Origin of the sequence: Noviherbaspirillum autotrophicum (assembly GCF_000818395.1) — a bacterium.
In the GTDB taxonomy this organism is placed as follows: Bacteria; Pseudomonadota; Gammaproteobacteria; order Burkholderiales; family Burkholderiaceae_D; genus Noviherbaspirillum; species Noviherbaspirillum autotrophicum.
Map to the genome: position 1 here is coordinate 1 of NZ_JWJG01000010.1, position 18,017 is coordinate 18,017.

Consider the following 18,017-nt stretch of genomic DNA (forward strand, 5'->3'; position numbering starts at 1 on the left):
ATGATGCAGCAGGGTATTTCCCCTATGAGAACATAGGATCACTTTTTAAAAGTTACGCCAAAAACCACGCTAAAACTAACTCCTTGCAGGCAATGCGTAACGAAATATTAGAGACTTTTTGGACTGGCACTCGTCTGGATAAAATAACCAGATGAATACCCTACCCGTCATTAAGCAAGCATGTTTGGATGCCATGGAAGAATCGGAGGACAACGCCCCGGCATGGCGTGCGGCTTACGTGTCGATCGTTAATCCGCTTTCCGTGCTGGAAATGGCTGAGATCATCGAGGCCATGCTTGCCGAGCTGGAAACGCACCACGACGCCGGCCCGCTGATCGACAACATCAAAGCGAGGCTTGGCATCGCATAGCTTCGATACATATACTGTATACAAATACAGCATATTGAGCAGAAGAAATGCCAGACCTCCCGCCTCCGCTTACTAAGGAAGAACTCCACGCAATCGGAGTCCGCAACAAGGGAAACAAAGACGTTGTCCGGTTGCTATGGGAAATCCGGCGTTATCATTCGATCGTGTCGCGGGCGCATCAGCTCGCGCACAGTGTTACACCAGGCGTCGGTGCGCTCGGCATCATCGCCAAAGCGCTGCTCAACGAAATCAGGGGCGAGCCGGCTGTGCAGGCGAGAGAGCGACTGAACAACGAACTATTCGGACAGAAAGTCGAGCCCGGCGATGATGACTAACGCACTTCGCTCCCTCTCATTTTTTCATCAATCGCTTTGCGCCATAGGCTATATCCCTCGCCGTTGAGGTGTATGCCGTCGTTTGTCACGCTTTGCTTCAACCCATCCGCGTCGGACAACTGAGCGTTTAGATCGACGTAGGCGATCTTCGACTCAGCCGCGAACGCCGCAAGTCGTTGATTCAATTCTCTGATCTTGGCGTTGTACTTCTTGCTACCAGCTTGCTTCGGACTGGTGTAGATAGTGGACTGAATGACCGGCACCACTCCATTATCGATCAGGAGATGCACAAATTTTTTGTAGTCTGCGAATGCCGCATCCGCGCTGCGCCCGACGAGGACATCGTTGACGCCGACCATGATGAAAGCCGTCTTCGCCTTTGTAAGCAATATCCCGTCCAACCTCTGCAGTAGCCCATAAGTCGTATCGCTGCTGATCCCCCGATTCGCGATCCTCACTCCGGGGAACATCTCATCCCAGCGGGCCTCATCCGTGATGGAGTCTCCGATCATTACGACGTCAGCTGGTACGTGAAATGCTCGGAAGCTCGACGTTTTATCCTTCCAGCGCGGGTAATCGATAAGTCGGGAATCAGAACCCGGCGTCTCGCCTCTGCCAATTTGCTTAACCCACCCGTACACTTGGAACGGAAATAGCTGGTATTGCATCATAGCAACGCCGTAAAGGAAGGCTAAAATCAACGCTAGGCACGCCAATACGACCTTGGCAGCAGTTCTCATTTCTCTATTACCCCCACATTCTTTAAGGATGAGGCGTGCAGTATAGCGGAATTGTATTATGGAAATAGTCGCACTAGGAGCTCACTCGCCCAGAGAGTTTTATGACCGTTTTATATAAATATCTTCGGAAAGAGCATACCCACCTTCTGCTGACTAGGGGGAACATGCGAATCGGCACGCTTTACGAATATCGAAACACTGAAATACATGGTGAGGTTATTGGCGACAACACAGAAGGCTATAAGACCAGATTTATGGAATTGAATGGCGCCCACGTATGGACGTCGGAAACCCAGCCTGAATTCAGCAGGGGATTTCTTAAGATTGCCCCCGGCACAAAACTAACAGTTAGAGGTAATGGAACACTCACGGAACCACACGAAAGCGTTAACTACTACCTATTTTGCGCCACGAAGGTTTTCAACAAGGAAGCGATGGACGAATTCAAGTACGACGCATGCATTGTCATCGAACATCCCGAAAAATTCTTCAGGGCTATATCGCGGACCATCAGGCACCAAGCTGCATTTGAGGGTATCTTTAACTGTCAGTACATTGGCCGCCGGATTTCGCATGACGTTGATCCAGGGATTCCACCAGCAATCATCAAGGATCCGACTTACAAGAATCAGCAGGAAGTTCGTGGACTATGGAAGCCTTTGAAAGCCAACCCGTCACCGATGATCATCAATTGTCCTGACGCGGCTCGATATTGCAGCATGTATAAGCGACGGTGACAGCTGCATGATGGTGCCGGCGTTCATTTCGGCCAAGCGTCTATCAGGGTTTGTCGGTCATTGACGAGTCGATCAGCCGTTTCCGCCATGCCTGAATATCTTGCTGTGCACTGGCTGAGTACGTCTGCGAGGGTATCGGCTCGCTGACGGCAGGCATCGGCGGCAAGCTCGGGCAGTTGCCGGCGGAGGTCTGCAATGTCGCCCCGCAGGCCGTCAGCAGCATTGTGAGCGGCAGCAGCGTCAGCGCGAATAGTTGCTTCACGTTTCGTTGCTTCATTTCTGGCATCCTCCAGTTGTTTATTCCAGGCCCGCTCCTTCAGGCGCGCGGTTTCGCTGGCCGTTGCGGCTGCTTCGACCTGGTCGCGCTCGATCTTGGCTATCTGCTGTCCAAGCCGCCAGCCATTGACATACCAACCGACGCCAAAAGCGAACCCGGCTCCGACCAGCTGAGCAAGAATGCGGAGCGCGAGGGAATTCATCGCTCGCCTCCGCAGCTGATAACCCAATACGGCACGCCGAAGAACAGGCATACAACCGACAGGCAAAACAAATCGATGATCGTGATCATGCCAACACCTCCTTTGCAATTTGAAACAACGCCAGCCGGTTGGCCAGCCCATTGATCCCGCCATTGATGCGCTTCGTGATCCGCACCTGGTCACCGGCGTCGGCCAGCTCATTCAAGCCGTGCGTTTTCCAGAACCAGCCCGCCGACCGGCATGCATTGACCGGCTCCTCGAGCAGCTCGGGGCGATGCACGCAATCGATGTTGAGCGCCATCATGCAGGCGATGTAATTCGCCTTCCCGGTAATCTGGATCAGGCCGCGCCCCTTGTACTTCACGCCGTCGCCCGGCTCGGTGTTGCCTAGATCCGCGCGCCCCTCGTACGCCTTGCCGGAGGCGATTTCGCGCACGTAGAGCAGCTGCTCGGACTCGTGGCCGACCTGGGCGAGGAATGCCGCCTGCCGCGCCGGTGTGTTGATCTCGAATTCCTCCATGGCGGCGCACAGGGGCGAAAAAAAAGCCGCGATGCGCGGCTTGGCCAGGGGCATGATCTTCAGCAGTTCATCCGGCGTCATACGCGCTCCTTTTCTCGCAGAAGGGACAATTCCGCCGTCGGTTCGCGAGGACGAACAGCGCGACGCCAACATTGCGCAGGACTTCCATCGGTGATGGGCTCGTCTGCCCGTACAGCGGACTGACTAGGACGGCCAGCGCCGCCGTCACGAGGAACACCCAGGCGAGGCGGATACCGTGTCGCGTACATCTGGACATGCTGTTGATTGCGCCGAATAAGCCGCAGCCGAAAATGATCGCGGCAGCCAACATATTGATGGCGAGCATCATTGAGCGCCTCCCTTTGTCCGGATCCAGTTCAGTGCGACCGGAATGACGACTTGCGCGCTGACGCCGAGGCCCGCGGCCGATGCCAGCCGCATGAAATCGCCGACGCCCTCGAGGAAGCTGAAATAGTGCTGAACGGTGATGGCAATCACCGGCGCGAAGTAACCCGCCAGGATCGACGAGCTGGCGACGGTGCTAGCGATCTTCGACTTCGGCATGGACGGCAGGTAGGACAACGACACCAGGCCGCCGAAGAAGCCCGCGAGGAGCGCGTCGTAATGCACGCCGAGGAAGGTGCCGGACAGCGTGATCGTGCCGGCCGCAATTGCCAATCCAGCTGTCGGGCTTACTGGTTCTGCCATGAGACGCCTTTCTTTTTCTTGAAATAAAAAAGCCCGCCGAAGCGGGCTAGCTATTTAATGCGCAACCGAGGCTATGCAGCCAAGTACGAAATACCATCGAGGCTTAACAGACCGGCAATCGTAGTGCCCCCTGCAGTAATTTGGCCGTCAGCGTGAATCTCAATTTCGCCAAATGCATGATTAGCGGAGACCGCGAATATCAGGTGATTCTGCGGCCGGAACCCGGCCGGAATCGTTGCAATCAATGTGTAAGCCGCGGAACTTCCGCTCTGAATTGCCCCTGACAGATGCACCCTGCCCGTTGAATCCTTGCGCGCCTTCGGGCCGGCATAAGGTGTGCTAAGCCCGACCCATGATCCGGTAGGAACCAGTGACACGGTCGGCATGTGTCCAGTTGCAGTAGCCTTGTCATAATTCAGCCCGATGCAACGCATGATCTCATTCGCGATGAACTCATGTCCGGCATCGGTCGGGTGCACATTATCGGTATCCAGGAGCTTGGCAAATTTATTCGCCGTCTGATCACTGAACCACATGCGACCAAAGTCGAGATACGGAAAGCCATAGATATACGCGTAGTCACGCAGCGCCGACTTATACGCATTGGAAGACGGTTCGTTGAAGATAAAGTCGCAGATGACGCACTCGCCATTAATGGCCTTTACCCCGCTCAAATACCGCTTCAGTTTCGCCTTGAATGTGACAATAGGCTTTGCGAGAAGGTTGTCATTTACCCCAAGCGCGAGGATAGACATGCCAGTGGAACGTGCGTACATGTCCAGCAAATTGTTGTCCATATCGGACAGCGTTAACGACGAGCGCCCGAGATTAAATAAAACTGGTGACTTAACCGCACTTTCTTCCAAATAGACCATGCCGCACAAGGCAACATTTTTATTTTCGGTATTCGTCAATCGTATTGTATGACTTCCCCAGGCTGGAACAGCAATTACCGTTGAAAAGGAGCCATTGACGCCCGATCCGGCAATTGAAGTCGCCGACGCCGCTTTTGTATCAATAGTGCCAATTAGCACACCATCGAGAGTGACGTTGAGGATAGCACCCGCCGCATCCTGGCCATACACAACTACAACATCTTTCCCGGTGTATGAAACCTCAACCCAATCTCCAGCAGTTGCACTCTTAAGAACCGTCCCGCCGTAATAGGAGTCTGTAAATCCTCCGTATGCAGTTAGCGCAAAGCCCGAATGTGTAACTACATGAGGATATTTAGTAGCCGAGGGAGAGCCATCCTGCGCCGCCAAATTGAAGTTGGCAAAGCCAAAATTCGCATTCTGATATTTACGCTGGATCGCTTTTCGAATAATCGATGCATAGTTATCCTTCGTCCAGACAGCAGCGTTTGAGCCCTCCGAAATACTGTCGCCGATCACCAGAATTGGCTGAAAGCGATCGGTAACCTTCGCATAGGAGAAAAACCGGTCCGTTTTGAAATTGTCTGACTCCCGCGGCGCCTTCGGCAGCGGCAAGGTATTTCCATCGAAAAGAATCTTGCCGTCGCCCCAAAGGCCATGGAGGCCGGCAATATCCGTCACGGAGTACGTACCACTCGGCACGTAGGGTGATTCTCCCGATGCTTTAGCGCTCAACAGCTCAGCTGTATCATCTGCCGCACCGTCACCGGCCGCCCCAGCGTCTTTCACCAGGGTAAGCGAACCCAGTGCCGTTCTAACAGCGCCGCCAATCAATACCCACTTGCTTGCAAGATCGCCACTGAATGTCGATCCAGATACATGAGCGGTAATCGTCAAATACCTGTCGCCTGAAACAGTTACCGAGTCATACGTGGCATATGAGGTCGAAGGCGTCCAGGCACCGCGGTCCGTGTACGACTTTATCCGGCGAAGTGCTTCTGCCATCGTCAACTTGGTATTTCCCAAGCGGTCGGTAGCAGTCTGCCCGTTTGAAGTCGCCAGTTCCGCAATATGGTCAACGTCCTGCTTCGCATTGATAAGATCGGGGATGGTTAGTGCTGGCATGTTTTACCTTTCGTGCGGATATAAAAAAAGCGCCGGATATGGCGCTTTTCGTTGCTAGTTGATAACTGTATCTTTATCAGGAATGGGGGCGTTGTCGTATTGGTAGTAGTCATCAGAATAATTAATGGCCCGAATCGTGACATACTGACCATCCGACATGTCCAGCTCTTGCACCAGATATTCTTGCGCTCCACGCGCACTATCTGCCGCGAAAGAATAGATCGTGCGAATGCCGCCCTGCCCGTAAGTCGTTACGATTGCCTCACTTGGCATGTTTTGCAAAACCACCTTATTCGGCGTACTGCCGGCGGTGACCGCGATACTCTGGAGCGATCCGTCACGCCGCATCAGCACGATGCTGTGCGGCAGACTCGATGTGAATGCCACATCCTGACTGAGCGTCAGCTCCAGCCCATTCTGCGCGATCACTTCACCGTCATACGACTTGAATCGCGTGTTATCGACGATATCAACCCGGCTGTTCGGCAGGAGGGCACGCGCATCGAGCGTGGTTGTAGTCTCAATGGTGATGCGCTGGCCGATCAGCTTCTGGCATTCCCGATTGGCACGGAGCCAAGCCTGCGCGAACGACCGAATCCCTGGAATCTCGAACTTCTTCAGCTTCGTGAAGCTGCCATCGAGCGGGAGCTTGATCGTTTCCGACTGGTGCGTGTCCGGGTCGACATAGACGAATTCAACGCCATCATATTCCGAGTCGCTGGCGAACTTGCGCGTGATCGACTCGGAATTCGGCTTCTTGTTGCGGTGCGTGAACAGCGCTGTACTATTCGCCTGCGCACGGTCGAGCGCAAGCCTGATCTTTCCGTTCTGGCGATAGGCGATACAAAACCCGGCGTTGGCGATTGCGATGACCGTTTCCTCGAACGACATGTTGTCTGTATCGAAGGTGTAATTGAACTGGCCGCACTCCGGATTCCAGGCGTCGAGCTGCTGCTGGATGCCCCAGATCTGCGCCATGTCCACCTCGGTCGCTAAGTTGCGCCGGCCGATCTTCGGATCCGAAGCCACCGCAGCGACGATGTCGACCAGCTTGCTCGTCGCCGAGATGGTGCCGGAGACGTGCCGGCCTTCTGCATCGAATGCACCGGAAAATGCTGATCCGTTGTAAGTCGGCAGCCGGCGAGAGGCGATGCAATTCAGCTGGCGAGTTTTGACCGCCGTCGCGCGGGAGGTCGCTTGTGTGATGGTATGGATCGTGGTCTTATTGCCGAACTCGGTTTTTGTCACCGGTGATACGCTGTACAGGTCAGCCCACTTGATCTCGTCCATGACCGTGCCGTTGAAGCCATAGTCATAGTTCGATGTGCGACGCATCCGTACGCGTACCGGCCCAGTCCATGCCGTTGCATGCTCGATGGTGTCGGCTCGCTCGTCGCTCACGGCACCGGACAACGTACCAGTGACGGTCTCGACAATCCCAAGTGGTGCCAGGCTTCCATTCAATTTTTCGATTTCGATGGCGAAGTCGACGGCTGCGACTGACTTGCCGCCGTTGTCCTTGAACATACCACTCGGGGCAACTACATTGCACCAAACCTCGGTGCGATCGGCGTCTGGCAGCGTTACCCAGTCCGTGTACTCAGTTTTACCATTCACTGCTATCGAGCTAGTGATCGGAACGCCAAAGCCATTCGATGCCGGTATGACAGACTTCCATGTGGCCGTCGTCAGCGTTACCGAACCATCGTTGACAGCCGCAATCGTGTATGTCCCGGAATAGTTCCGCGTGACCGAAAACGTAGCCGACCCAGAAGATTCTGCTACCAGAGAACTACTGGAGACGGTGATCGTGTAGGCATTCGGTTTCGCTGTGACGGTGAAGGTTCCGTTGTTCGCAGATTGCGTGAATCCGGCGACTGTAACCGAGTCGCCTACCCTGATGTCCGTAAACTCAAAGCCGCCAGTGCCGACATACGAAGATGTTCCACTCGTGCTCACGGACCCGGAATCGCCACTCGGGCGCATGGTCGCAACGTAGTTCGACATCGACACGGTGAGCGTGTCTCCGACCGCCGCAACCGCATTGAAATTCGGCTGCTTGGCCACCTGGGTGATGATGTCACCATCCGCATTCGGCGTGTACGTATAGGACGCGCTCACCGGCAGTTGCACCTGGTTCAAGGCCTTGAGGGTTATCCCGTCCACCTCGATCGCGCGCGACGCCGTCAGAACGTTGTCAATGATCGCCGCGCCGACCAGCAGAGCCGGAGAATCTCCACTGTTCGGCGACGTAAACGGGTCGTAGACAGCAGCGCTCGCGCCATCGATATCCGCTATCAGGGTGTCTCCGTCCCGCAGTTCCGTAATGTCGTGGTAGCCACGCCCGACGCAGTAATATCCGTATTCGTATTTCCGGTGGCCGATGTACTTGATATAGGTCGGCATCATCAAGCTGGGAATTGCCTTTACCGTGCCGTAGATATCCTCCACACGCTCCAGCAGCCGGACCTTGTTCTCCCGGTTCGACAATGCGTTGTTCGGGCTTTGCTGGGTGCGGTTGACGTTGCCTGGCATGACAGGCTTCGGCATCAGAACAACAGCAGCGACCACTACTCCGACCAGAACGGCATACAAGAGCGTCTCGCCGCCGCCAGGGCTCTGCAGAACTACATACTCGTCACTGTCGCCAGCCAAAATTGCGTTCGCGTCATGGCTAATCTCCTTTTCCGCGCATGGCTCGCCCTTGAATATCTGCACACGCACCGACGGCTTCTCACCATAGCGCTCAAGCAACCAATGCGCGAGGCTTTCTACCTCGTACACCTGCGGCGTTGGAGAAAATGGGTGGTCAAACAGCTTGATCTTCATCATTTTGCCCAGAATTCCACCACTTCGAACCGGTCGCGGATTGCCGACAGCTCCTCATACATGGTCGCGTCAGGCATCGCGTGCAGCACCTTGCCCTGGTAATACACGCCGCAATGGTGAATGCCGATCTTGTCGCTCTTCCCGAGCAGCACGATGCAATAATCCACCGGCTCGTCGATCTTCGAGAAACCATGGGCTGACTTGTGGATCGCGATTCGAAACGCGCTCGCCATCTCACGGATCGACCGGTTCACGGTCTTATAGTCCACGGCGATCGCATCCAGCTCGGTCACGTACACGTCGGCGACCAGCTCCCAGCAAGGCTGGGGAGAATATTGCTTGGCCAGATAGGCATTAATGTCCATTACAGGAATCCTCGAAGCATAGGGATGTCTTTCGGCGAATACACCTCGCCGGTTCTTGTCATGTTCAGCCGCGGCGCCACCGCGCTGATGCTGGCGGCGCCGATGGCGTAGGAGATCGACTCGGCCTGCAGCGTCGCCGTCGCCTGGGGCGTCGTCAGGTCATCGCTGAGGTATTCGCGGTAGACGATCTTGATCTTTTCCGTCGTGGCTACCGGAATGCGGTCGAGTTCGTCGCGGAATACGTCCTCGATGTCAACCAGACCGATCCGGATGTCGAATTTCTGATCCAGGTTTCCTTCCGATCCAGCCAGCTTGATCTCGATGTTGCAGGGATCCATTGCCATAGCCACGCCGTCCACGTAGGTAGTTCCCGGGTACGGCTCGCGCCAAAGGTGGAATGTCCGGCTCATTGCCGAGTGGCTGATCTCCAACGTCTGGATCGGCCAGACCGTCTGTGGCGCCGAAGCCAGGAAGACTTTCAGGCGGCTTTCGAGGTCAAGGCTCATCAGAAGTCCAGAACATTGGTTTCGGCGTTGGCGAACTGCCCCAGCCTGTCCAGCAGCATGTTCGAATAGGCGCCGTATTGGTTGTACAGATCGACCAAGCTGGAAGCATCCGCCGTGGTCATGTCATAGACCTGGTTCTCCGTCTCCACGACGAACTGCACCACCATCATGATTCCCGAGGTGCGCGCCGCCGAGTAGGAGCCAGGCACGATATTGACTGCATGCGGCGACACGCCAAAACCGCTGTCCAGCGGCATATCGAACGTGACGGCGCCCTTGCGAATGGTGTGGTGATAGAACGCCGTCCACACCGAAAACTGCAACGCATCCAAGATCAGCGTCACGCTGAAGCGCTGTGCGCCGCGGTCCCAGTCCAGCCCGTATCGCGGCATACCGCCTGCGACGTCGGTACGGACTACTCCGCCCGGATCGTCGATAGAGTAGTTGGAGACGACCGGCTTGATGCCGGCCGGCATGACAGGATTCGGCATTATCTTGACCTTTGAATGCTGAAATTGCGGTTCATGGCGCGCGAGGTCTTGCTATTTGGATCGGCCAGCTGCGCCGCAACGAGATCGACCGCTTCTTCCAGGATCAGAGCCCTTTCACCGTTATCCAGCCGGCGCTCCGTCACCCGGCCGATCTTCGCGCTGGTCTGGTTGACGATCGTGATCGGGCTTGATCCACCGCTCTGACCGCCGTTGCGCGCCATATCGCGAATGACGTCCGCTTGCTTCGCCGGAAGCACCATTTCGCGCTCATGCAGCTGTGTCAGCGGGTTGACGCCGGCAGGAATGTCGAAACCATTGCGTGCGGACGCTACACTGAGTGTTGCTGCGGCTGTCGCAGCCGACGCAAATCCCTCCGCAATAGCCATCGCCGCCGCGGCCGCGGCCGGCGCCAACTCCGGACCGACAATCGGGATCGCTGCAGTCGACGCGAACGCATTGAGGCCAGCCATTGCCGACATCGCCTGCGCCTGCGCCGCGATCGTCGCCGCGTAGCCTGCCGCAGCCGTCTTGTCGATAAGGAGTTTCTGAATCTGGATCTTGATAAACGATGCGATGAACGTGTCTGCGACATTCAGTGCGACATTTTTCAAGCCATCCTCAAGACTCTGGCCGTAGACAAGCGCTCGCGATACGCTCGACGCGAATCCATCCGTCATGCCATTAAAGGCGCTGGTGAACGCCGCGGAGGACTGTCCCGCGACGTTTTCGGCATTGCTCCGGTAGTTCGCTAGCGCTTCGTTCGCCCCATTCAGCCAGTCGCCCTGCTTCTCCTTGATCGCCTTGGTCCGCTGCTCGTACGCCTGCAGCTCCTTGCTGTAGGTGTCCTGGGCGATCTGGAGGTAGGTATCGAACTGCTCCTGGTCGATCATGCCGTTGCGCTTGTCGCGCTCAAGCTCCTGCCGGCGACTGGTGAACTTGTCCTCGATCTTATTGCGACCGGCCTGATTCGCCCTGATCTCTTCCCCCCTACCGACTCCGGCGATCTCTGCCGCATTTTGGCGGGCGACCGTGTCCAGATAGGCTTGGGCGGCCTGTCGAGCATCCTCGTAGGACTGCGCAATCTTCTTGTTTGCCGCAGTCTCCTGGATGCTGTTGACTTCCAGCTTTGCCGACGTCGAAGCGCGCAGTGTCGCCAGTTTAGCTTCCGCCTCTGCGATTTTCTTGTCGTTTTCGAGCTTGTCCTTGCCGGTGAGCCGCTCCTGGCGATAACGATCTAGCTCCTTCCGAAGTGCATCCTCCTGCGCCCGTGCTTCCAGCTCAATAAAACCGCGCTTGGACTCGTAATATTGGCGGTCGCTGATCAATCTGGCCGCGTGCATGGCTTCGAGGATTGTCCCGGCATTTTGGTAGCTGCCGATCAGCTGCTCATTCGCGTTCTTGATGGCGTCGATATCTAGGCCGAGCTTCGCCTTGTCGACCTGAAGGCCGTTGCTCACCAGCCCCTTGTGGCTCGCGCGGATATCGGCAACGCGCCTCTCTATTTCTGCCTGCGTTGCTCCCGCTGCGGCGCCGTCCTCGCGCGCCTTCGCGATCTCGCGCTCCATCTTCACACGCTCGGATAGGAACTTCTCACCGTCCTTCTCGAACTGGATGCGAGCCTGAACCTTGTCAGCTGTCTCCTTCTGAAACGCAGCCGATTTCGCCTGCAGCCGGATGTTCTCCTGGGTGATCGACTGCTCCTGCAACAACCCAGCCAAACGGTCCTTCTCGTATGAAAGCAATGCATTGACCAGCAGCCCGCCGCCCGACTCGTTCAAGCGTGCAATACGCGCCCGCGATGCCTCGATTTGGGCTGAAATGCTCGACAGCTGCTCGGCGTTGGTTTTCTCACGCCCGACGTCCAGCATAGCATCCCATGCTTCCTTCGCGGCGCCGGTGATGCCGCGCCATGCGCGCTCCACGGTGCCGAGCCGTCCCTCCAGCTGCGACATGCGCGATTCCATCGCATCTGCGTAGGCTTTTTGCGCGAGCGCCGCGGCATCAGACGTCTTCCCCTGATCCTCCAGCGCCTTGATCTGCTGGTAGAGCCCGATTGTCAGAAAGTGCGTCGCTTCATTCAGCTTTGTCGCCGCCTCAACCGGAGATTTGCCGAGCTCCGCGAACTGCTTGATCGTCTCGTCGACCGCCTGTCCGGCATCGCGCTCCATCTTCAGGGCGACGGTCGTGAAGCGCTCCAGGCTGTCTGCCGAGATGTTCCCATTGGCAGCGAACTTCGCGAGCGCCTCGGCGGCCGCAGCTTGCGTCCCGACGATACCATCGATGCGCTTGGCCATCTCGCCCAAGTCGCTGACGGTCGTGCCGGCGGCGTTCCCGGACAGGATCAAGGCCTCCGCATAGACGTCAGCCTCTTCGCTTCCCTTCTTGTAGGCCACTGCCAGAGCCAATGCGGCGCCGCCGGCAATGGTGAACGGATTGATCAGGCTAGCCACATATCCGCCAAGCGCGCGCGCTGCCGGACCGATGCCGCCGAACATATCCTTGAGCTGGCCGCCCTGCTGCAGGAACACGGTTAACGGGGCCTGACCGGACGCCAGTGACGTGGCAATATCGGTGAACTGGGCGGGCACGCTGCGCAGCGCAGCCGACATTTGTGCGGCGGAGATTCCGGCCTTCGCCTGCTTGGCAACAGTCGCATCGAGCTGGTCGAGGTACGGCTGCAAGGCATTGACATCAATCCCGCGCTGTCCGGCGAGCGCCTTGTAATAATCCGAGCTGCTCTTAGACCCGGCTTGCATGGTCGCGATCTGCCGCTGGATCGAGCCGATCATGTTGCGAGTGGCCGCGTCTACCTTCTGCGCGGCCTGGTCGCCGCCGGCACCGATCTTATCCAGCCCTCCTGCGGCATTCTTGCCTGCCGTGGCGCCGGTTGCGCCGAGATCGGCAAGAGAACGTTTCGCTCGATTGACTCCGGTTTCAACGCCGGAGGCATCAACCGAGAGTTCAATCTGCTTTTTCAGGTCGGACATTGCTACCTCGATATTTTGTGCCCGCGCCGGCGGGCAGGGATGAGCTACTTTTCACGCATTTTTTCGAGCGCAGCGGCCTCCATCGCACGCACGCCATCGAAAACAAAGGGCCACTCATCCCGCCGTATGGATGACATGCGCATCACCAGATGCAACGCGTTGTAGTCAAGGCCAATAGGGCCGCCCATTCCGGTGCGCCACTGCGTCGACATTGCAATAAAAACGTCAACAGTCGTTTGGTTTTCCGGCAATATTTCAGCCGGCGGGCCGCTTGCCTCTTCGACGGTTAGACCCAACGCTGAAGCTTCTTCAGCAGACGGATCCTCCTCATACAAAGCGGCAGCGGCCTTCTTTAGTTTTTTTCGCGGTACTCGCGAAGGCCGGTGGCATACGCCTTGTGAATCGCGTCGGTAGCGCCCGCATGCATGTCCACCAGGGAAATGAGCGACTCGCGGCTGAATTCATCGGACAGATCCCATCCTTCGGCAAGCATCAGAATGAAATCCGCGTCTTCCTCGACGCTCTTACCGATAAACTTTTCCAAGGACCACTTCTCTTTTGGGGTGGCGGCGCCATCTTCCTGCGACGGTTTGGCTGCCAGCTCGTCCATCAACTTCCCGTATTCCGTCCTTGTGCGGTACTTGAAGACGAATTCGATTTCGTCCGTTCCGCCGTCGCACAGAGGGATATGGACGGTTTTCTTGAACGCGCCGGGGCGCTTGCCGAGTGTAAGTTTTGCCATGATTTTTCTGGATTGTGGGTGAAAAAAAAGCAGCCCGACGATCAACTCGGGCTGTGCCACATGGTCAGTTACGACGCGTAGCGAACCGGCTCCGCCAGCAGGGACAACGTGATTTCGCAAGCCATGATCTCGTTCACGGTCATGGACGGCGTCTTGTTCAGGCTGATGTAGGCGTTGTAGAGGATGATCGCCTGGTTCGGCAGGACGATTTTCACGGCGCGCGGCAGGCGGTCGTCGTTCGCCTGGGAGGCCAGGACGTAGCCAGCCAGCGTCGGGTCATCCGCGATCGAGATCGAAAGACCGGATGCGCTCTTGTTCGTCGGGATGCGCTTTTCAGCATCGTCTTCCAGGAACTGGTAGTTCAGGAACTGCTGCTCGCCGCCACTGGAACTAGTCTTCAGGATCTGCTGCAGCTGCGTCCAGCCCGTGATTTCGCGCACCGAGCCGATACCGGTTCCGGCCGGATAGAGGGAAGTCGACGTCGAATTGATGCCTTCCAGGCTCACGTCATTCGTTGCCACGGCAGACGCGCGAACGATCTTGTTGTTCAGTTTCGACCAGCCGGAGGTGACCTCAATGAAGTCGCCGACACCAACACCATGCGACGCTTCGAGCGTGCCAACGGCCGGATTCGCATTGGAAACAACAGACATGGCCTTGGAAGTTCCATATCCGGACGCGATGTAAATGGTTGCACCATTAGGCAGACGTACGCCCATTTTTTACCTTTCTTGCCCCTGTAGGGCACTAAAAAAATAGCCCTTCCGGGCAAGAAAAAAGCCGCCACGGGCTACCCCGAAGCGGCTTGCTGGTTTTGGCCGTATGGCCGAATTCGTTATGGTTTAGCGGTCACTCCACACGCTGAAATCCTGTTGAGTCCCGTACAGTTTCAGTTCATCTTCGTGCAGCGCGATGGGGCCTCCGAGCGGCACTGCCTGGATCGTGGTCGCCGTGATGAATGCGGATTCCGCCTGCAGTGCGAGAGCCGAAGCCGCGGTACGCCCATCCGCCCAGACATTCACCTGGAACCGGCCGTTCTTCTTGCTCGGAACGGCGCCCTCCATAAAGGACAGCGGAATGCCGCCGACCTGCTGAAAGGTGATGTAAGGCCGCGGCGTACCGGCGGGTGCCGTGTCGGGATAGACGTGATTGCTGACCAGCCCCTTGAGCAGGTTGAAAATGTCGGCTTCGACAGTCAATTCAGTTTCTCCAGTGTCTTGTCGATTGCTTCACTCATTACAGCGTTTGATGCCTCGATCGCATCGTCGATCTTCGTGTCGTATGCAGGCCGGATGAACGGATGTGCTGGCACGAAGACTGGCTGCAAGGGGCCGTATTTGCCCTGCTTCTTCGTCCAGTGGCCGTTCTCGATCAAGTGACCGTGAGGCGCCTTCGCGGCATTCCAGCTGACGTGATACGTTGCGACGCCGTCACCGCTGTTATCCACGCTGAACGCCTGGTAGATCGCGGCCTTCAGCGCGCCGGGCTCGTATAGCTTGCCCTTGTACATCCGCGCCGATTTTGCGACCGGGACCAGGCGCAACACCTCCTCATACAGCACCTGTGCACCGGCCTGGGCTGCCGGCCGCGCATTCTCCTTGATGACGTCCGTCAGGTGATCGAGCGATGATTTCAGATCATCGAAGTCGAATTTGACAGTGAACGAATCAGGCATTGACCGCCTCGCAAACCAAGTCGACGTGCTGCTTTCTCGCGACGTCGGGCAGCACGGCCTTGATGTTATAGATAATGCCGCCATGGATCACGCGCATGCCGGCATTGATGTCGTCGCGGTGCCGGATCCTGATGCTGACGCGCGTAATAGACGCTTCTGCACCGGCCTTCACCGTCTCCATTCCGGTCTGGTAGCGGATGTCCGCCCACAGATCGGCCACATCGGCCCATCCCGTGGGAAGCGGCTGCCCGATCTCGTCCCGCTCAGTTCCCAGTGCCTGCAGCTTCACCAGGGTGTTGAGTTGCATCGAAAACGCTGCCATTACAGCCCCCAGATTCGATACCGATCGAGCAAATGGTCGATGAACGACGCCTGGACGCTATCCTTTTCCGGAATACCCGAAGGATCGAACTGCTCGACCAGTTTCGCGAGGATGTACAGCTTGATCGCCGGCGGCGTATTCGTCTCGTCGTCGCCATAGCCACAGACAATATCGGCGACTACTGCATTCCTGCGCGCATATGTCGACGGCCAGGATGTTCCCGGTATCGCCAACAGCCGGCATGGCTCAGTCATGTTATCCAGCTCATACAGCGCCGGAGACAGTGTCTGCAGCACGTTATCAGCGTCGTAATACTTGACTGAAGTTACCGATGCGACCGGCGGACGAGGCAATTTGATCGCATCAGGGAAAGCATCCAAGGAGACGCGCCATGTCTGCGACACCAGCGCGCGCCCCATCAGATGCTCGGCGTATTCGATGATGCCCATCAGCCATGCCTGAATAACGGCATCCAGCGCCGTATCGCTCGCGGGAATGCGCAGATTCGCTTTCGCATCGGTGAGCGATACGGCCAGCTTAGCCGGCGGGCTAATGAGCTTCGCCGACATCGCTTACTCCGCCTGATTGGTGGCGCCGGCACCGCCTTCCGCCGTGGAAGCCGCCTTTGCTGCGGCTTCCAGTTCTTCCGGATCCAGATGCTCGATCAGCTCGGCGCCTTGACTGATCACGTACTTAACGGCGTCGGAATCGGTATCGATCTGGCCGGCTTTTTCCAAAGCCTTGGCCTTTCCGGCGGAGAATGTAACGGCCTGGTTCGGCTTGTACGCCACACCATCCACGGTTGTGTCGACAATGACGCGTGCCGGAACTTTGTTTGCTTTTGCCATGTTTTCCTCAAAAGGTGAATAAAGAAGGACGCACGAGCCGGACGGCCCGTGCAGACGTCTGCACTATGCTGCGGCGTGCGTTTAGGTCGCGGAGTGCTGGAAGGTCTTGACGGCGTTCACGTCCAGCAGATTGCCGCCGGCACGTGCCCATGCCAGGAAGCCGACTTGCCCCTTGGATGCGTAGGCGGAGTCTTCGAAGCGGAACAGCGTCAGATCCAAGACGTCGCGGATCATGTAGCGGTCGAAGCAGCCGTAGCCGATGGTCTTGGCATTGGCGCCAGGTTGAGCCATGTCGTTGTTGATGACGACATCGGAACCGAGCAACTGAGCCGGCGTTCCCGTCTTCATGCCGATTTCGTAGGCATCCGCCCAAACAGGACGGCCGGTAGTGTCCTTGATCTTGCGGACCACCTTGCGGGTTTGCTGATGCATCATGAACGCGCAGTTGCCCATCGCTTGATAGGCCGCGTCGATCGACTCTTGCAGATCCACCAGGTCATCGAAGCCGAGGGTCGTAGTATTGCCAGTCGCAGCAGTCTTGCCGACGCTTGCAGCAGTCACGAAGCCAGTCGGCTGACCGGTACCGGTACCCGTCGTAAAGCCGGCATTCATTGTGCGGCCGATACGGTCACGAATGCGCTTGTTCACCATTGCAACGATGTCGATGCTGGAGTCTGCAAGCAATTCAATCGGGATCGTGATGATCTTCGACGATGCCTTGAACGCATTCAGACTGACGGTACCGAAGGTAGGATCAGCGGAGGTTGCCTGAGTGTTTTCTGCAACCCATTCGCCAGTTTCGGAAGTGCCGTCCGAAGTCGGATAACCCATCGCATTGCCGGCTGCGGTCGTGATGGACGAAGCGACGGAGCGCATACCACCGTATGCCTTCAGGTAGTCGATCAGCTCTTGTGCCACATTGGTCTGCACCGCGTAGCCACCCTGCGAACCGGTGCCGGTGGACATCGTGTTACGAATCAGAAGGTGCTCTTCGCGTGACAGCGCATTGACGCCTTCGCGCAGCAGCTTGGCAAATGCCGAGCGCGTAACCGCCTCGCCTTTGTTTTCCGGCGCGCGGCGGAACTGATCGACGTCACGGTTATGAGCCTCGGTTTCGAGGGCAAGCACCTTCTCGACCGCAGCGATCTCTTGTTCCAGTGCTTCGATTTGATCGGCGCGGGCATCGAATGCTGCCTGGTCTTCTTTCGACCAGACGCGATCGCCTTTCTGCTCCAGTTGGTTACGGGCTTCGCGCGCGAGTTGCTGACGTTGCTCGCGCAATGCTTGAATTGATTTCATGGGAAATGTCCTTTCCAAAGGTCGAAAAAAAAGCCGCTCAAGGCGGCAGTAATCGGAGTTGCGC

23 protein-coding genes are annotated in these 18,017 nt (G+C 57.0%); 3 read left to right on the forward strand and 20 right to left on the reverse strand.

The features are described from left to right. Nucleotides 1–193 precede the first annotated feature (193 nt). Together TSA66_RS00845 and TSA66_RS00850 are read left to right on the forward strand one after the other, a co-directional pair. Entirely contained in the window at nt 194–370 is a 177-nt protein-coding gene (locus tag TSA66_RS00845; RefSeq protein ID WP_157691541.1) for a hypothetical protein, read from the forward strand. A 47-nt stretch (nt 371–417) separates the two neighbouring features. After that, entirely contained in the window at nt 418–705 is a 288-nt protein-coding gene (locus tag TSA66_RS00850; RefSeq protein ID WP_040038614.1) for a hypothetical protein, read from the forward strand. Here the strand turns inward: TSA66_RS00850 and TSA66_RS00855 are convergent. Beyond that, entirely contained in the window at nt 702–1,445 is a 744-nt protein-coding gene (locus TSA66_RS00855) for a GDSL-type esterase/lipase family protein (RefSeq protein WP_040038615.1), read from the reverse strand. The two genes, TSA66_RS00850 and TSA66_RS00855, sit on opposite strands and share 4 nt — an antisense overlap. 164 nt (nt 1,446–1,609) lie before the next feature. Between TSA66_RS00855 and TSA66_RS00860 the strand changes: the two genes are divergently transcribed. Beyond that, on the forward strand, nt 1,610–2,182 hold the full coding sequence (locus tag TSA66_RS00860; RefSeq protein ID WP_198358656.1) for a hypothetical protein: 573 nt from the start codon (nt 1,610–1,612) through the stop codon (nt 2,180–2,182). 23 nt (nt 2,183–2,205) lie between these two features. On the opposite strand, the gene TSA66_RS00865 is transcribed toward TSA66_RS00860, so the two are convergent. The 19 genes from TSA66_RS00865 to TSA66_RS00950 form a co-directional block, all read right to left on the reverse strand. Next, the gene (locus TSA66_RS00865) at nt 2,206–2,661 is read right to left on the reverse strand and encodes a DUF2514 family protein (RefSeq protein ID WP_040038617.1); all 456 of its coding nucleotides are present in this window, start codon (nt 2,659–2,661) and stop codon (nt 2,206–2,208) included. Between the two features lie 85 nt (nt 2,662–2,746). Next, nucleotides 2,747–3,262 carry a glycoside hydrolase family 19 protein gene (locus TSA66_RS00870; RefSeq protein WP_040038618.1) on the reverse strand — a complete coding sequence of 172 codons (516 nt, stop codon included), beginning with the start codon at nt 3,260–3,262 and terminating at the stop codon, nt 2,747–2,749. Further along, nucleotides 3,249–3,530: a hypothetical protein gene (locus tag TSA66_RS00875; RefSeq protein ID WP_052451979.1), complete on the reverse strand. Its 282-nt coding sequence runs from the start codon at nt 3,528–3,530 to the stop codon at nt 3,249–3,251. Before TSA66_RS00875 ends, TSA66_RS00870 begins: the two co-directional genes overlap by 14 nt. Next, on the reverse strand, nt 3,527–3,889 hold the full coding sequence (locus tag TSA66_RS00880) for a restriction endonuclease (protein ID WP_157691542.1): 363 nt from the start codon (nt 3,887–3,889) through the stop codon (nt 3,527–3,529). Before TSA66_RS00880 ends, TSA66_RS00875 begins: the two co-directional genes overlap by 4 nt. Before the next feature lie 71 nt (nt 3,890–3,960). After that, nucleotides 3,961–5,889, reverse strand: coding sequence for an SGNH/GDSL hydrolase family protein (locus TSA66_RS00885; RefSeq protein WP_040038619.1), 1,929 nt, complete (start codon nt 5,887–5,889; stop codon nt 3,961–3,963). A gap of 54 nt (nt 5,890–5,943) precedes the next feature. Continuing rightward, nucleotides 5,944–8,721, reverse strand: a complete 2,778-nt coding sequence (locus TSA66_RS00890) for a host specificity factor TipJ family phage tail protein (protein WP_157691543.1) — start codon at nt 8,719–8,721, stop codon at nt 5,944–5,946. After that, complete coding sequence (locus tag TSA66_RS00895; RefSeq protein ID WP_040038621.1) at nt 8,718–9,083, reverse strand: hypothetical protein; 366 nt, start codon at nt 9,081–9,083, stop codon at nt 8,718–8,720. Before TSA66_RS00895 ends, TSA66_RS00890 begins: the two co-directional genes overlap by 4 nt. After that, complete coding sequence (locus TSA66_RS00900; RefSeq protein WP_040038622.1) at nt 9,083–9,589, reverse strand: DUF1833 family protein; 507 nt, start codon at nt 9,587–9,589, stop codon at nt 9,083–9,085. Before TSA66_RS00900 ends, TSA66_RS00895 begins: the two co-directional genes overlap by 1 nt. Further along, nucleotides 9,589–10,080, reverse strand: a complete 492-nt coding sequence (locus TSA66_RS00905; protein WP_040038623.1) for a hypothetical protein — start codon at nt 10,078–10,080, stop codon at nt 9,589–9,591. The genes TSA66_RS00900 and TSA66_RS00905 overlap by 1 nt, the downstream gene beginning before the upstream one ends. Then, the gene (locus TSA66_RS00910) at nt 10,080–13,067 is read right to left on the reverse strand and encodes a phage tail length tape measure family protein (RefSeq protein ID WP_040038624.1); all 2,988 of its coding nucleotides are present in this window, start codon (nt 13,065–13,067) and stop codon (nt 10,080–10,082) included. The genes TSA66_RS00905 and TSA66_RS00910 overlap by 1 nt, the downstream gene beginning before the upstream one ends. A 44-nt stretch (nt 13,068–13,111) precedes the next feature. Continuing rightward, nucleotides 13,112–13,402, reverse strand: a complete 291-nt coding sequence (locus TSA66_RS26500) for a DUF1799 domain-containing protein (protein WP_040039659.1) — start codon at nt 13,400–13,402, stop codon at nt 13,112–13,114. Nucleotides 13,403–13,419: 17 nt separating this feature from the next. Beyond that, nucleotides 13,420–13,809 (reverse strand): phage tail assembly chaperone, encoded by a 390-nt coding sequence (locus tag TSA66_RS00915; protein WP_040038625.1) that lies wholly within the window; start codon nt 13,807–13,809, stop codon nt 13,420–13,422. Between the two features lie 68 nt (nt 13,810–13,877). Next, nucleotides 13,878–14,462 (reverse strand): phage tail protein, encoded by a 585-nt coding sequence (locus tag TSA66_RS00920; RefSeq protein ID WP_232429368.1) that lies wholly within the window; start codon nt 14,460–14,462, stop codon nt 13,878–13,880. A gap of 189 nt (nt 14,463–14,651) precedes the next feature. Further along, complete coding sequence (locus TSA66_RS00925; RefSeq protein WP_040038627.1) at nt 14,652–15,008, reverse strand: DUF3168 domain-containing protein; 357 nt, start codon at nt 15,006–15,008, stop codon at nt 14,652–14,654. After that, nucleotides 15,005–15,484 carry an HK97-gp10 family putative phage morphogenesis protein gene (locus tag TSA66_RS00930; protein WP_052451982.1) on the reverse strand — a complete coding sequence of 160 codons (480 nt, stop codon included), beginning with the start codon at nt 15,482–15,484 and terminating at the stop codon, nt 15,005–15,007. Before TSA66_RS00930 ends, TSA66_RS00925 begins: the two co-directional genes overlap by 4 nt. Then, nucleotides 15,477–15,791, reverse strand: a complete 315-nt coding sequence (locus tag TSA66_RS00935; protein ID WP_040038628.1) for a phage head closure protein — start codon at nt 15,789–15,791, stop codon at nt 15,477–15,479. Before TSA66_RS00935 ends, TSA66_RS00930 begins: the two co-directional genes overlap by 8 nt. A 14-nt stretch (nt 15,792–15,805) precedes the next feature. Further along, the gene (locus TSA66_RS00940) at nt 15,806–16,375 is read right to left on the reverse strand and encodes a head-tail connector protein (protein ID WP_040038629.1); all 570 of its coding nucleotides are present in this window, start codon (nt 16,373–16,375) and stop codon (nt 15,806–15,808) included. A 3-nt stretch (nt 16,376–16,378) separates the two neighbouring features. Further along, the gene (locus TSA66_RS00945) at nt 16,379–16,654 is read right to left on the reverse strand and encodes a hypothetical protein (RefSeq protein WP_040038630.1); all 276 of its coding nucleotides are present in this window, start codon (nt 16,652–16,654) and stop codon (nt 16,379–16,381) included. Between the two features lie 81 nt (nt 16,655–16,735). After that, complete coding sequence (locus TSA66_RS00950) at nt 16,736–17,953, reverse strand: phage major capsid protein (RefSeq protein ID WP_040038631.1); 1,218 nt, start codon at nt 17,951–17,953, stop codon at nt 16,736–16,738. Nucleotides 17,954–18,017: the final 64 nt, after the last annotated feature.